This window comes from Streptomyces sp. TSRI0281 (assembly GCF_001905125.1).
Classification (GTDB): Bacteria; Actinomycetota; Actinomycetes; order Streptomycetales; family Streptomycetaceae; genus Streptomyces.
On sequence record NZ_LWLE01000001.1, the window covers coordinates 247896 to 260984 of the forward strand.

General features: G+C 73.0%; 14 protein-coding genes. 7 read left to right on the forward strand and 7 right to left on the reverse strand.

The genetic code is table 11. The features are described 5' to 3' along the window. The first annotated feature begins 189 nt into the window (after positions 1-189). A complete protein-coding gene (locus tag A6A29_RS01105) occupies positions 190-1002 on the forward strand; it encodes an enoyl-CoA hydratase/isomerase family protein (protein ID WP_079182523.1) in 813 nt (270 codons plus the stop codon). 43 nt (positions 1003-1045) lie between these two features. On the opposite strand, the gene A6A29_RS01110 is transcribed toward A6A29_RS01105, so the two are convergent. Together A6A29_RS01110 and A6A29_RS01115 are read right to left on the reverse strand one after the other, a co-directional pair. Next, the gene (locus A6A29_RS01110; protein ID WP_073718009.1) at positions 1046-1633 is read right to left on the reverse strand and encodes a DNA-3-methyladenine glycosylase I; all 588 of its coding nucleotides are present in this window, start codon (positions 1631-1633) and stop codon (positions 1046-1048) included. Next, complete coding sequence (locus A6A29_RS01115; protein ID WP_198952966.1) at positions 1630-2025, reverse strand: DivIVA domain-containing protein; 396 nt, start codon at positions 2023-2025, stop codon at positions 1630-1632. The genes A6A29_RS01110 and A6A29_RS01115 overlap by 4 nt, the downstream gene beginning before the upstream one ends. Positions 2026-2116: 91 nt before the next feature. Here A6A29_RS01115 and folP point away from each other — a divergent pair, with 91 nt between their 5' ends. After that, a complete protein-coding gene (folP, locus tag A6A29_RS01120; RefSeq protein WP_073718010.1) occupies positions 2117-2989 on the forward strand; it encodes a dihydropteroate synthase in 873 nt (290 codons plus the stop codon). 184 nt (positions 2990-3173) lie between these two features. On the opposite strand, the gene A6A29_RS01125 is transcribed toward folP, so the two are convergent. Continuing rightward, the gene (locus A6A29_RS01125; RefSeq protein ID WP_073718011.1) at positions 3174-3959 is read right to left on the reverse strand and encodes a TIGR00730 family Rossman fold protein; all 786 of its coding nucleotides are present in this window, start codon (positions 3957-3959) and stop codon (positions 3174-3176) included. A gap of 83 nt (positions 3960-4042) precedes the next feature. Continuing rightward, positions 4043-5122, reverse strand: coding sequence for a succinyl-diaminopimelate desuccinylase (gene dapE, locus A6A29_RS01130; protein ID WP_073718012.1), 1080 nt, complete (start codon positions 5120-5122; stop codon positions 4043-4045). Between the two features lie 62 nt (positions 5123-5184). On the opposite strand from dapE, the gene A6A29_RS01135 reads away from it, so the two are divergent. Continuing rightward, the gene (locus A6A29_RS01135; RefSeq protein WP_198952967.1) at positions 5185-6111 is read left to right on the forward strand and encodes a hypothetical protein; all 927 of its coding nucleotides are present in this window, start codon (positions 5185-5187) and stop codon (positions 6109-6111) included. A 298-nt stretch (positions 6112-6409) separates the two neighbouring features. After that, positions 6410-6874, forward strand: a complete 465-nt coding sequence (locus tag A6A29_RS01140) for an ATP-binding protein (protein WP_073718013.1) — start codon at positions 6410-6412, stop codon at positions 6872-6874. A gap of 84 nt (positions 6875-6958) precedes the next feature. Here A6A29_RS01140 and dapC read toward each other — a convergent pair whose 3' ends face one another. Together dapC and fdxA are read right to left on the reverse strand one after the other, a co-directional pair. Beyond that, a complete protein-coding gene (gene dapC, locus A6A29_RS01145) occupies positions 6959-8056 on the reverse strand; it encodes a succinyldiaminopimelate transaminase (protein ID WP_073718014.1) in 1098 nt (365 codons plus the stop codon). Between the two features lie 213 nt (positions 8057-8269). Then, positions 8270-8590, reverse strand: a complete 321-nt coding sequence (gene fdxA / locus A6A29_RS01150; RefSeq protein WP_018956287.1) for a ferredoxin — start codon at positions 8588-8590, stop codon at positions 8270-8272. A 117-nt stretch (positions 8591-8707) separates the two neighbouring features. Between fdxA and A6A29_RS01155 the strand changes: the two genes are divergently transcribed. Both A6A29_RS01155 and A6A29_RS01160 read left to right on the forward strand, forming a co-directional pair. Beyond that, positions 8708-9712, forward strand: a complete 1005-nt coding sequence (locus A6A29_RS01155; protein WP_073718015.1) for a GNAT family N-acetyltransferase — start codon at positions 8708-8710, stop codon at positions 9710-9712. Positions 9713-9737: 25 nt separating this feature from the next. After that, positions 9738-10736, forward strand: coding sequence for a transglutaminase-like domain-containing protein (locus tag A6A29_RS01160; RefSeq protein WP_073718016.1), 999 nt, complete (start codon positions 9738-9740; stop codon positions 10734-10736). Between the two features lie 72 nt (positions 10737-10808). Here the strand turns inward: A6A29_RS01160 and A6A29_RS01165 are convergent, their stop codons facing one another. Then, a complete protein-coding gene (locus A6A29_RS01165; RefSeq protein ID WP_073718017.1) occupies positions 10809-11786 on the reverse strand; it encodes an ArsR/SmtB family transcription factor in 978 nt (325 codons plus the stop codon). A 60-nt stretch (positions 11787-11846) separates the two neighbouring features. Between A6A29_RS01165 and A6A29_RS01170 the strand changes: the two genes are divergently transcribed. Then, positions 11847-13082, forward strand: coding sequence for an MFS transporter (locus A6A29_RS01170; protein WP_073718018.1), 1236 nt, complete (start codon positions 11847-11849; stop codon positions 13080-13082). The last annotated feature ends 7 nt before the right edge of the window (positions 13083-13089 follow it).

Genomic DNA, 13089 nt, shown 5'->3' on the forward strand with positions numbered 1-13089 from the left:
CGGTCGGCATCGCTTGCGCAACGCGCTCTCGCAAAACCACTCAATTCGGCGATCCGGCTGCGATACTGCGCCGCCTTGCGCCCCCAGGTGAGGGGCAATTGTTAGACGCAGGTCACATACCCGACCCACCCCGAGTCGGCCATGCTTGCCTGCAGTGGCAACGATGCCGAGCCGTAAGGGGATACCGGAATGGCCGACGACATGGCGAACACCGTGCTCTACGCAGTGGACGAAGGTCTCGCAACGATCACGATCAACCGTCCCGACGCGATGAACGCCATGAACACCGAGGCCAAGGTCGCTCTGCGGGACGCGCTGCGGGACGCGGCTGCCGACACGGCCGTGCGCGCGGTTCTGCTCACCGCGACCGGGCGCGCCTTCTGCGTGGGCCAGGACCTCAAGGAGCACGTCGCGACGCTGACTGCCACCCGCGAGGCGGGCGGCGGCAATGCGCTGAGCACCGTGCGGGAGCACTACAACCCGGTGGTGCGGGCGATCACGGAGATGGAGAAGCCCGTGGTCGCCGGGGTCAACGGCGTCGCGGCAGGAGCGGGGTTCGGATTCGCGCTGGCGGCCGACTACCGGGTGGTCGCCGACAGCGCGTCGTTCAACACGTCCTTCGCGGGCGTCGCACTGACCGCCGACTCGGGCGTGTCCTGGACGCTGCCCCGGCTGATCGGTCGGAGCCGCGCCGCCGACCTGCTGTTCTTCCCGCGGTCGATCTCGGCGCAGGACGCGTACGAGCTGGGTATCGCGAACCGGGTGGTGCCCGCCGCCGAGCTCGCCGATGAGGCCGCGGCCGTGGCCCGCGCCCTGGCCGAGGGCCCGACCGTGGCGTACGCGGCGCTGAAGGCGTCCATGGCGTACGGCGCGGGGCACACGCTCGCCGAGACGCTGGAGAAGGAGGACGAACTCCAGACGAGGGCGGGCGCGTCGCAGGACCACACCATCGCGGTGGAGGCGTTCCTGGCCAAGCGGAAGCCGAAGTACCTCGGCAAGTAGGCGGGGACGGACCCCTCGGGGGGCGCTTGCGGCCCCCGAGGGCCTACGGACGGGCCCCGCGGGCCACACAGTCGGCGAGGTGGTCGTCGACCAGGCCGCACGCCTGCATCAGGGCGTACGCGGTCGTGGGGCCCACGAAGCGGATGGAGCGCTTCTTCAGCTCCTTGGCGAGCGCCGTGGACTCCGGGGTGACCGCCTCGACATCCCCCAGCACGCGCGGCACGGGCCGGCCGGCCGGATCGGGGGCGTACGACCAGATCAGCGCGTCCAGCTCCCCGGCCGGCCAGTCGGCCAGCACCTTCGCGTTGGCGAGGGTCGCGTCGACCTTGGCGCGGTTGCGGATGATGCCGGCGTCGGCGAGGAGCCGTTCCCGGTCGGTGTCGGTGAACGCGGCGACCGCGGGAATGCTGAACCCGGCGAAGGCGGCGCGGAAGCCCTCGCGGCGGCGCAGGATCGTCAGCCACGACAGACCGGACTGGAACGCCTCCAGGCAGAGCCGCTCGAAGAGCGCGTCGTCGCCGTGGACCGGGCGGCCCCACTCGGTGTCGTGGTAGGTCAGGTAGTCCTCCGTGGACAGCCCCCAGGGGCAGCGCAGGCCGCCGTCCGGGGCCGCTTCGGCTCCACCGCTCATCGTTCGTCCTCCTCGCCCCGGTAGGGTCCCGGGTCCTGGCTCAGCGGCTCGCCGGGCCTCTTGAACAGATCGGGACCGCCCGTCGCGGCGGACCGGGCACCGGCCAGGGCCGACTCCAGCTCCGCGATCCGGGAGTCCCGCTCGGCCAGCTCGGCGCCGAGCCGGTCGAGCGCCTCGTCGACATCCGCCATCCGGTAGCCGCGGGGGGCCATCGGCAGGCGCAGCGCCTCGACATCCGCCCGGCCGACCGGGCGCGTCGCGGGCAGCGGGTCGGTGAGCCGCTCGGGCGGCAGGTCCTGGAGCACCGGGCTTCCACCGCCGCCGACCACCGCGAGGGTGACCGCGGCGACCACCACGACCATCGTGAGCAGCAAGAACCAGAACACGAGCATCTCCCCGGGGCGGAATCCTGTCCGGGTCCGATCGTGCCATGCGGCACCGACGGTTAGGGTCGCAGGCGACCTACTGAGGAGGAAACACGGGATGCGAAGCGGTGCACTGAGGCTCGGACGGCGGGAATTCGGGCCGCACGAGCCGGTGATCATGGCGATCGTGAACCGGACTCCGGACTCCTTCTACGACCGGGGCGCGACGTTCCGGGACGAGCCCGCGCTCGCCCGGGTCGAGCAGGCGGTCGCCGAGGGCGCCGCGATCATCGACATCGGCGGGGTGAAGGCCGGCCCCGGCGCGGAGGTGACGGCCGGGGAGGAGGCCCGCCGTACGGTCGGGTTCGTGGCCGAGGTCCGCCGCCGCCACCCGGACGTGGTGATCAGCGTGGACACCTGGCGCCACGAGGTGGGCGAGGCGGTCTGCGAGGCGGGCGCGGATGTGCTGAACGACGCGTGGGGCGGGGTCGACCCGAAACTGGCGGAGGTCGCCGCGCGGTACGGGGCGGGCCTGGTGTGCACGCACGCGGGCGGCGCCGAGCCGCGGACCCGCCCGCACCGCATCGCGTACGAGGACGTGATGGCGGACATCCTGCGGGTGACGGTGGGACTGGCCGAGCGGGCCGTGGAGCTGGGGGTGCGGACGGACGGGATCATGATCGACCCCGGCCATGACTTCGGGAAGAACACCCGGCACTCGCTGGAGGCGACACGGCGGCTCGGCGAGATGGCGGAGACCGGGTGGCCGGTGCTCGTCTCGCTGTCCAACAAGGACTTCGTGGGGGAGACCCTCGACCGCCCGGTCAAGGAACGCGTGATCGGCACCCTGGCGACGACGGCCGTGTCGGCGTGGCTGGGCGCGCGGGTGTACCGGGTGCACGAGGTGGCGGAGACCCGGCAGGTGCTGGACATGGTGGCGTCGATCGCGGGGCTGCGGGCCCCGGCGGTGGCGCGCAGGGGGCTGGCGTAGGAGTGCGCGTGGCGGGGGGCCGGCGCGGCGCACAGGGGGTGGAGTGGGGCCGGGACGGGGACGCCGCCCCGGCCCCACTCCCGGATCCGCACCGGTTCGGGTCAGTCCGGGCCGGTTCGAGCCGGGCCGGTTCGAGCCGGATCAGTCCGGGCCGGATCAGTCCGGGCCGGTTCGGGCGGAGGCCCTACCTGCCGACCTCCTTGGTCACCAGCCTGACCGCCTCCTCCACGTCGTCCGTGACGTGGAAGAGCAGCAGGTCCTTCTCGGACGCCTTGCCCTGCGCCACCACGGTGTCCCGCAGCCAGTCGACGAGGCCGCTCCAGTACGCCGAGCCGAAGAGCACGATCGGGAAGCGGGTCACCTTGCCCGTCTGGACCAGGGTCAGCGCCTCGAAGAGTTCGTCCAGCGTGCCGAGGCCGCCGGGCAGGACCACGAAGCCCTGGGCGTACTTCACGAACATCGTCTTGCGGACGAAGAAGTAGCGGAAGTTGACGCCGATGTCGACGTGCGGGTTGAGGCCGGACTCGAACGGCAGCTCGATGCCGAGGCCGACCGAGACGCCCTTGGCCTCCCGTGCCCCCTTGTTCGCCGCCTCCATCGCCCCGGGGCCGCCGCCCGTGATCACCGCGAAGCCCGCTTCGACGAGTGCCCGGCCGATCCGTACGCCCGCCTCGTAGTCCGGCGTACCGACCGGTGTGCGGGCCGAGCCGAAGACGCTGATGGCGCTCGGCAGCTCGGCCAGGGCGCCGAACCCCTCGACGAACTCCGACTGGATGCGCATCACCCGCCAGGGGTCGGTGTGCACCCACTCGGAATCGCCCTCGGAGTCCAGCAGCCGCTGATCGGTCGTGCCGGGCTGCACCTGGTCCCTGCGACGCAGTACCGGGCCCATGCGCTGTTCCTCGGGCCTGACCGCGCCCTCGGGAACCTCCGCGCCCTGTGCGTTGCGTGCATCCTCGGGGTTGCCCATGACCTGCTCCCTCCGCCGACCTGCGATGTGCTTGTCGGGCCAGCGTAGATCGACGGAGGTGAAGACCGGGGGAAGCCCATGAGTCAGCTGGTGAGCCAGGAGCGGAGGCGTTCCTCGCAGTGGGTGATCCGCTCGGTCACGACGTGTTCGTCGCGCTTGTGGGCGAGGAGCGGGTCGCCGGGTCCGTAGTTCACCGCGGGCACGCCGAGCGCGCCGAAGCGGGAGACGTCCGTCCAGCCGAACTTGGGCTGGGCCGTGCCGCCGACGGCCGCCATGAACGCCCGGGCCGCCGGATGGCCGAGGCCGGGCATGGCGGCACCGGAGTGGTCGTCGACCGTGAACTCGGTGACTCCGCACTCCGCGAAGACCTCATGGACATGGGCGAGGGCTTCCTCGGCGCCGCGGTCGGGGGCGTACCGGTAGTTGACCACCACGACGCAGGCGTCCGGGATGACGTTGTTGGCGACGCCGCCCTCGATCCGTACGGCGTTGAGGCCCTCGCGGTATTCGAGCCCGTCGATGACCGGGCGGCGCGGTTCGTACGCGGCGAGCCTGTCCAGGATCGGTGCCGCGGCGTGGATGGCGTTGGCGCCCATCCAACTGCGCGCGGAGTGGGCCCGCTCCCCCGCCGTGTGCAGGTGGACCCGCAGCGTGCCCTGGCAGCCGCCCTCGACCTGGCCGTCGGACGGTTCCAGGAGGACGGCGAAGTCTCCGTCGAGCCAGTCGGGGTGGGCCTCGGCGACGTGCCCGAGGCCGTTGAGGTGGGCGGCGACCTCTTCGTTGTCGTAGAAGATGAAGGTGAGGTCGCGGTTGGGCTCGGGGACGGTCGCGGCGATGCGCAGCTGTACGGCGACGCCCGACTTCATGTCGGAGGTTCCGCACCCCCACAGCACGCCGTTGTCGTCGAGCCGGGACGGGACGTTGTCGGCGATCGGCACGGTGTCGATGTGGCCGGCGAGCACGACACGCTCGGCGCGCCCCAGCCGCGTCCTGGCCACGACGTTGTTCCCGTACCGGTCGACGGTCAGATGGGGAAGGCCGCGCAGTGCCGTCTCGATCGCGTCGGCCAGCTCGGTCTCCTCCCCGCTGACGGAGGGGAAGTCCACGAGCCGGGCGGTGAGCGCCGGTCCGTCCAGGGTGAGGTCAAGCGTGCTTTCGGCCATGGCCACGACCCTAAGGGACTTCGGTATCCACCCCGGTCGTACCCTCCAGTACCGTGGGCCCCGTGCCCCGGACCCCCACGCCCGCCCGCCGCAGCCGCCTCTTCCGAGTCTCGGCCGCCTTCGCCGTGCTCGTGGCCCTGGGGGGATATCTGGCCGTGCAGTACGTCTCCGGCAACAAGGGGGCGCCCCACTGCACCGTGCGCTCCGCGGACGGCACACGGGGCGAGGACCGTACGTACGAGATGACTCCCGATCAGGCCGCCAACGCCGCGACCATCTCGGCGGTCGGCACCACCCGCGGCATGCCGGAGCGTGCGGTGACCATCGCGCTGGCGACGGCCCTGCAGGAGTCCGCGCTGCGCAATCTCGATCACGGTGACCGGGATTCGCTCGGGCTCTTCCAGCAGCGCCCCTCGCAGGGCTGGGGGACCGCGCGGCAGATCATGGATCCGGTCTATTCGGCCGGGATGTTCTACGACCGTCTCGCCGAGGTCCCGGGCTATTCCAGACTCCCGCTGACGGTCGCCGCGCAGCGTGTGCAGCTCAGCGGTTTCCCCCAGGCGTACGCGAAGCACGAGCCGGACGCCGCGCTGCTGGCCGCCGCGCTGACCGGGCGCGCGCCCACCGCGCTGAACTGTTCCCCGTCCACGGCGACCGCGACCGGTCCGGGCGACGCGGCGAAGGTCCGTTCCGAGCTGGTGAGCGCCTTCGGCAAGGACGTACTGCCGTCGGCCAGGGCCGCCGGGGCGTCCGCCGCGACGTCGGTCTCGGTGCCCGTGCCCGCCACCGCGGCGAAGACCGGGGGCGGCACGGCGCCGCGGCGCGGCTGGGAGCTGGCGCACTGGGCCGTCGCGCGGGCCGAGGCCCTGCGGATCGACCGGGTCGCTTTCGCGGACCGGGTGTGGACGGCCGACGACGGCTGGCGGACGGAACGCTCAGAGCGTACGGAATCGGGCACGGACGAGGTCAGGATCGGGCTCGCGCAGTAGTACGGCCGACCACCCGTACGAAGCATCCGGCCGGTCTCCGGCAGCCCGGTCGACGGCTCTTTCGCCAGCACGGTCCGCATGGGCCGATTCCCTTGCCGCCGCAGGGAAGTGACGGTTCGCCCAGCAGTCGCCGCACGCATTGTTTGCCCGGGTTCCTCCGCTGCGGATTATCGGACGCATTACTCACTCTTTACCTTGCCGCACCGCAACCTTCCCCGCCCCCGGACCGGTTGTCAGTGCGTCCGATCACCGGACAGACAGATTCCCGAGTCTGTTGAATTCCCGTCGAAGGAGCATCATGTCCCTCCCCCTGACCCGTCGGATCGCCCGTGCCGCGCTGCTGATCGCCGCGGGCGCGGCCCCCGTGGTCGGTGCGGCCGGCGCCGCGGGTGCCGCGGAGCTCCCGCCGGCCCCCGACCTGGGCGGCCTGACCGCGCTCGACGGTGCCGGTCTCGGCGACACCGTGGACAGTGCCTCGCAGCAGGGCACCAAGGCCGTGGGCGAGACCGGCGGCCGGCTCGTCGGCACGGCCATCCCGGCCGTGGGCAAGACCGTCGGCCAGGCGGGCGCCGTCGCCCTCCCGACCGCCCAGAAGACCGTCGGGGAGACCGCGGGCCAGGCGGGCGAGCTCGTCGGCAGCACGGCCACCGCCGCGACCGCGGGCGGCCTGCCCACCGACAGCATCGGTGGCGCTCTCCCGACCGACAGTCTGGGCGGCGGCCTCGCCGGCGGCCTGCCCCTGAAGGGTCTGCCGCTCGGCTGATCCCCACGCCGGAACACACAGGACGCGCCGAGGGGCCTCGGGAGTGCGCACTCCCGAGGCCCCTCGGCGCGTGGTGTCCGTGGATCAGGACAGCCGCTCGACCGCCGCCGCCACCCGCTCGTCGGTCGCCGTGAGCGCCACGCGTACGAAGCGGTCGCCCGCGGGTCCGTAGAAGTCGCCGGGCGCCACCAGGATGCCGAGTTCCGCGAGGTGGGCCACCGTCTCCCAGCACGGCTCGTCACGCGTCGCCCAGAGGTAGAGGCTCGCCTCGCTGTGCTCGATGCGGAAGCCGTGGGCCTCCAGCGCGGCACGCAGGGCGGTGCGCCGGTTCGCGTACCGGGCGCGCTGCTCCGCGACATGGGTGTCGTCGCCGAGCGCCGCGACGGTGGCCGCCTGGACCGGGGCGGGCGCCATCATCCCGCCGTGCTTGCGGATCAGCAGCAGCTCGGCCAGGACGTCCGCGTCGCCCGCGATGAAGGCGGCGCGGTATCCGGCGAGGTTGGAGCGCTTGGAGAGCGAGTGGACGGCGACGATGCCCTCGTACCGGCCACCGCAGACGTCCGGGTGGAGCACGGAGACCGGTTCGGCCTCCCAGCCCAGTTCCAGGTAGCACTCGTCGCTGAAGACCAGGACGTCGTGCTCACGCGCCCAGGCGACGATCCGGATCAGCTCGTCCTTGGACAGGACGCGGCCCGTCGGGTTGGACGGCGAATTCAGCCAGAGCAGCTTGAGGCCCGCCGGGTCCAGCTCCGTGGGGTCGTCGTAGGCGACGGGCTCCGCGCCACAGAGCCGGGCGCCGACCTCGTACGTCGGGTACGCCAGCCGCGGGTAGGCGACCTTGTCGCCCGCGCCGAGGCCGAGTTGGGTCGGCAGCCAGGCCACCAGCTCCTTGGAGCCGACGACCGGCAGCACGTTCTCGTGGGCCGTCCCGACCGCTCCGAGACGCCGCTCCACCCAGCCGGTGAGGGCGTCGCGCAGGGCCGCTGTGCCCCACACCGTCGGATAGCCGGGACTGTCCGCGGCGGCCACGAGCGCCTGTTGGATCAGCTCGGGCACCGGGTCGACGGGCGTGCCGACGGACAGGTCGACGATGCCGTCCGGGTGGGCGGCGGCCGTCGCCTTGTACGGCGCGAGCCTGTCCCAGGGGAAGACCGGAAGGCGGGAGGAGACTGCTGCGGACACGGAACTCTGCTTTCTCGTACGGGCGGCGAACCACAAGGGGTCACGGAGCCGCCGGGGCCGCGCGGTCCCGGGGGCACCTGGCGGCTCTCCGGCTGCACTGACGGCTCCGGCTGCTGAGGAGGGGCGCCGGGCGGCGGTGGCGCGCCGGAAAACACCGCGGTCCCGCACGGTGACGAGCCGTACGGGACCGGGCGGCGCACGTGCGGCCGCTGCTTACTGGTTCTGCGGCGGCAGCGCGGCGATGAACGCGTGGTCGCGCTCGATCAAACCCAGCTTGGAGGCACCGCCCGGCGAGCCGAGGTCGTCGAAGAACTCGACGTTCGCCTTGTAGTAGTCCTTCCACTCCTCCGGGGTGTCGTCCTCGTAGAAGATGGCCTCGACCGGGCAGACCGGCTCACAGGCTCCACAGTCGACACACTCGTCCGGGTGGATGTACAAGGACCGCTGGCCCTCGTAGATGCAGTCGACGGGGCACTCTTCGATGCAGGCCTTGTCCTTCACGTCGACACAAGGCTGCGCGATGACGTAGGTCACGCTGTCGTTCCTCCTCGGTAGGGCGTTGGCTCTCGCGCGGGAGCGCGGCGTCGTCGATGCCCGCACCTAGTATCTCCGTTCCCGGGCACGAACCGAACAGGAGGGGCGGAGAGAGCTGTGGAATTCACCATCGGCGGACGGCTGGAGGTCCGCATCACACCGGCTGACGTGGGCAAACGCGTGTCGGTCAGGCGTCGCCCCCAGGGGGCCGGGGAAGGCGCCATGTTCACGGACACCGTCGGGGTTCTCACATCGTGGGACAACCATGTGCTGTCGATCACATCGAAGAGTGGTGAATCCGTCCACATCGCGGAATCCGCGCTGGTGGCGGGCAAGGTCGTGCCCGCCGCACCGGCCCGGCGGCGGGGGCCCGCGGCCTCCTTCGACGAGCTCGCCCGGGTCTGCGCGCGGGCCTGGCAGCCGGTGGAGAGCGAGCCGCTGGGCGACTGGCGGCTGCGCGCCGCCGACGGCTTCACCCGGCGGGCCAACTCCGTGCTGCCGCTCGGCGATCCGGGACTGCCGGTCGGCGAGGCGCTGGGGCGCGTACAGCGCTGGTACGGGGAACGGGATCTGCCCGCGTACATCCAGACCGCGACCGGCGCCGAGGGCACGCAGGAGGCACTGTGCGCGGAGCTGGAGCGGCACGGCTGGCTGCGCGAGGTGTCGGCCGAGGTACGGATCGGGGCGCTGGCGCCGGTCGGGGATCTGGACGCGGATGTCCCGGCGGTCCGGCTGAGCCGTGAGCCGGACGCCGCGTGGCTCTCCCGCTACCAGCGCTTCGACACCCCGGGCGCCCCTGTGCTCCATGTCCTCGGCTCCGGGCCCTCGGTGTGGTTCGCGACCGTGCCCGGCGACCCGGAGGGCGCGACGCCCGCGGCGATCGGGCGGTGCGTCGTGGACGGGCGGTGGGCCGGGTTCATGGCGGTCGAGGTGGGACCCGAGCACCGGCGGAGCGGGCTGGCGACCTCGGTGATGACCGCGCTGGCGCGACGCGCGCTGGAGGAGGGCGCGTCGGCCGCGTGGCTCCAGGTGGAGACGGACAACGACGGGGCGCGGGCGCTGTACGACGGCATGGGCTTCGCGCTCCACCACAGCTATCACCACTTCCGGTCCGCACCGTGAGGACCAGCAGGGATACGTGTCGCATATGAGTCCCCCCAGCTCTCCCGGCTCCCATGGCCCTCCCGGCTCCCCGGGCCCGCAGGATTCCGGCGCGGCCGAACGGCGGCGGCAGTTCGCCGAGGAGGCCCGCTCCGAACGGCCGGACCTCGCGCTGCTCTGCCTGCTGCTGGGCGCGGAGGCGGGGCCACTGAGGGGGCGGCCGTCGTCGGCGCCGGGGCCGGACGCGCCGCTGTCCGGGCAGGACGGGGCGGTACCGGGCGGGGACGGGGCGGACATGCCGGACGCGCACGGTGAGGGGGCCTCCCCCGATCCGTACGGCATCGACGCCTCGCAGATCGAGCTCGACCGGCTGGCCGGACTGCTGCCGTACGGAGTGCGCTCCGCCCGTGCCTGGGCCTCCGTCCTGGCCGAGCTGCTCGGTGAACGGTGCGGATTCACCGGGTCCTCGGCCGACTACCAGCGGCTGGACTCGTCGCTGCTCCAGCAGGTGCTGCGCCGCCGTCGCGGGCTGCCGATCCTGCTGTCGGTGATCTGGATCGAGGTCGCGCGGCGGGCGGGCGCACCGGTGTACGGGGTGGCGCTGCCCGGTCACTTCGTCGTCGGTTTCGGCGATCCGGCGGAACGGGTGCTGGCCGATCCGTTCGCCGGTGGCGCGCCGCTGAGCGGGCAGGAAGCCGAGCTGATGGTGGCCGGGGCGACCGGGGCGCCGCTGACCGAGTCGATGCTGGTGCCCGCGCGGCCCCTGGAGATCGTGCTGCGCATCCTGAACAACATCAGGGCCTGGGCCGCGGCACGCCCCGAGCACACGGATGTGGCGCTGTGGGCGGTCGACCTGTCGCTGCTGCTGCCCTCGCACCCGGCCAGGCTGCGCTACGAACGGGCCCAGCTCCTGGTCCAGCGCGGGGAGTTCCCGCAGGGGGCGGCGGAGATGGAGGAGTACGCGGAGATCGTCGCCGGAATCGATCCGGCGACGGCCGACGCGGTCCGGCGACGGGCGCGGGCGGCACGGGCGCTGCTGAACTGACCGGTGGCGGGCCGCCGGTGCTGCCCGGCCGCCAGGTCGGTGGCGGGCAGCCGGTGACGCCCGGCCGCCGGGTCACCGTGCCGTGCGGACCAGGGCCTCTCCGGCGTCCGTGCGGCGGTAGAGCACGGAGCGTCCCGCCCGGCGACGCCCGACCAGCCCGGCGTCGAGCAGGACCTTGAGGTGACGGCCCACCGAGCCCAGGCCCTGCCCCGTGAGCGCCACCAGCTGCGTCGTGCTCAGCGGGGTCGACAGCAGCACGAGGACAGCGGCCCGTGCGGGCCCGATCAGCGCACCCAGGGCCCTGGGCACCGGCGTACGGTCCGCCTCGGCGAGCGCGCCCGAGCACGCGTACACCACGCCGTACCGGTGCGGGGCGTCCCAGGAGACCCAGGACTGGTTCGAGGTGACGGGCACGAACAGCAGCTGGGACCCGGCCAGTTCGCGCGGCGGGTTGTCCTGCGTGTTGATCTGGAGCCGGCTCTCCCCCAGCCAGCGCATGCCCGGACGCATACCGTTCAGCGCCGCGGCCCAGCCGCCCCGGCTCAACTCCGCGGCGCGGGCGACCACATCGGCCTCCAGGATCCGGCGCCGCCTCGGCCAGAGGGGCAGCACCGTGTGCGTCCACACCCACTCCAGGACATCGGCGGTGCGCGGCGCCAGGTCGTCGCGGTCCAGCCGGGCGGGCAACGGTCCGCGAAGCGTCTCCACCAGGTCGGCGCGGGCGTCCTCCGGCGGGGTGGCGCGCATCCGCGACAGCTCCTGGGCGAAGTCCGGCGGCGCCTCCCCCACGGGGGTGACCATGGGGGTGGGGGTGAGGAAGTTGGCGTTCCACCGGGGCGCCAGGGCGGCCCGGATGATCATCGCGGAGACCGGGTCCTCGGTCTGCCGCCGCCGGTAGGCGGGCAGATGGGCGTCGAGCCAGACGCGCTCCCCCGGATGGGCGGCCGTCCCCCGCTCCAGGAGCTTCATGCTCGCGATGGTCTCGGCCAACGGCGAGACGACGAACCGGCTGTTCGCGAGCGTGTCCGCGCTGATCTGCCACCAGCCCATTGCTTTCGCCTCCCGGCGAAACACTAACCACCCCGGCGACCGCGCCCCGAGACTCCGGCCATGCGCACCTACCGCGAACTCCTCCGGACTCCGGAGTTCACCCCGCTCTTCGCGACCGTCTCCGTACAGGTGGCGGCCCAGACCGCGACCGGCCTCGCCCTCGGCACTCTGGTCTACTCCCGCACCGGCTCACCGCTGCTGTCCTCGCTGGCCATGTTCGGCACCTCCCTGGCCCAGATGCTGGGCGCGGCCACGCTCCTGTCGGCGGCGGACCGGCTGCCGCCGCGCGGGGCGCTGACCGGTCTCGCGCTGCTGTTCGGCCTGGGCTCCGCCGTACAGGCCCTCCCCGGCCTGCCGTTGTGGGCCCTCTTCGGAGTCCTCCTGCTCCTGGGGCTGGCCTCGTCCCTGGGCGGCGGAGTGCGGTACGGGCTGCTCAACGAGATCCTTCCGAAGGAGGGTTTCCTGCTCGGCCGGTCGGTGATCAACATGTCGGTCGGCACCATGCAGATCGGCGGGTTCGCGATCGGCGGGGTGCTCGTGACCACGCTGTCGGCACGCGGCACCCTGCTCGTCGGCGCGGCCCTGTATCTGGTGGCCGCGGCCGTCGCGCGCTGCGGGCTCACCGCCCGGCCGCCGCGGGCCGCCGGACGGCCGTCGGTGAAGGAGACCTGGCGGACCAACGCACTGCTCTGGTCGTCGGTGCCGCGCCGCTATGTCTACCTGGCCCTGTGGGTGCCCAACGGGCTGGTGGTGGGCTGCGAGTCCCTGTACCTCTCCTACGATCCCCGGCACGCGGGGCTCCTCTTCGCCTGCGGCGCCCTCGGCATGCTGGCCGGGGACACGGTGCTCGGCCGGTTCGTCCCCCGGCGGTGGCGGGACCGGCTGGGCAACCCGCTGCGGCTGCTCCTCGCCGCGCCGTACCTGGTCTTCGCGCTGCACCCGTCGCTGCCCGTGGCGGTGGTGGCGGTGGTGCTCGCCACCATCGGGTTCTCGGCGAGCCTGCTGCTCCAGGAGCGCCTGATGGTGCTGACTCCGGATGAGCTGAGCGGGCACGCGCTCGGCCTGCACACCTCCGGGATGCTGACCATGCAGGGAGTGGGCGCCGCGCTCGCGGGAGGCGTCGCCCAGCTCACCTCCCCGGCGACGGGCATCGTCGTACTGGCGGCGCTCTCGCTCGCGGTGACGCTGGCCCTCGCCCCCGGGCTGCGGCCCGAGCGCGGACCGGGCGGTGACAGCGAGGGGCCCGGCGGGCGGACGACCCGCCCGGAATCGCTGCCGGGCCAGGCGGTGGCATGACCCGAAG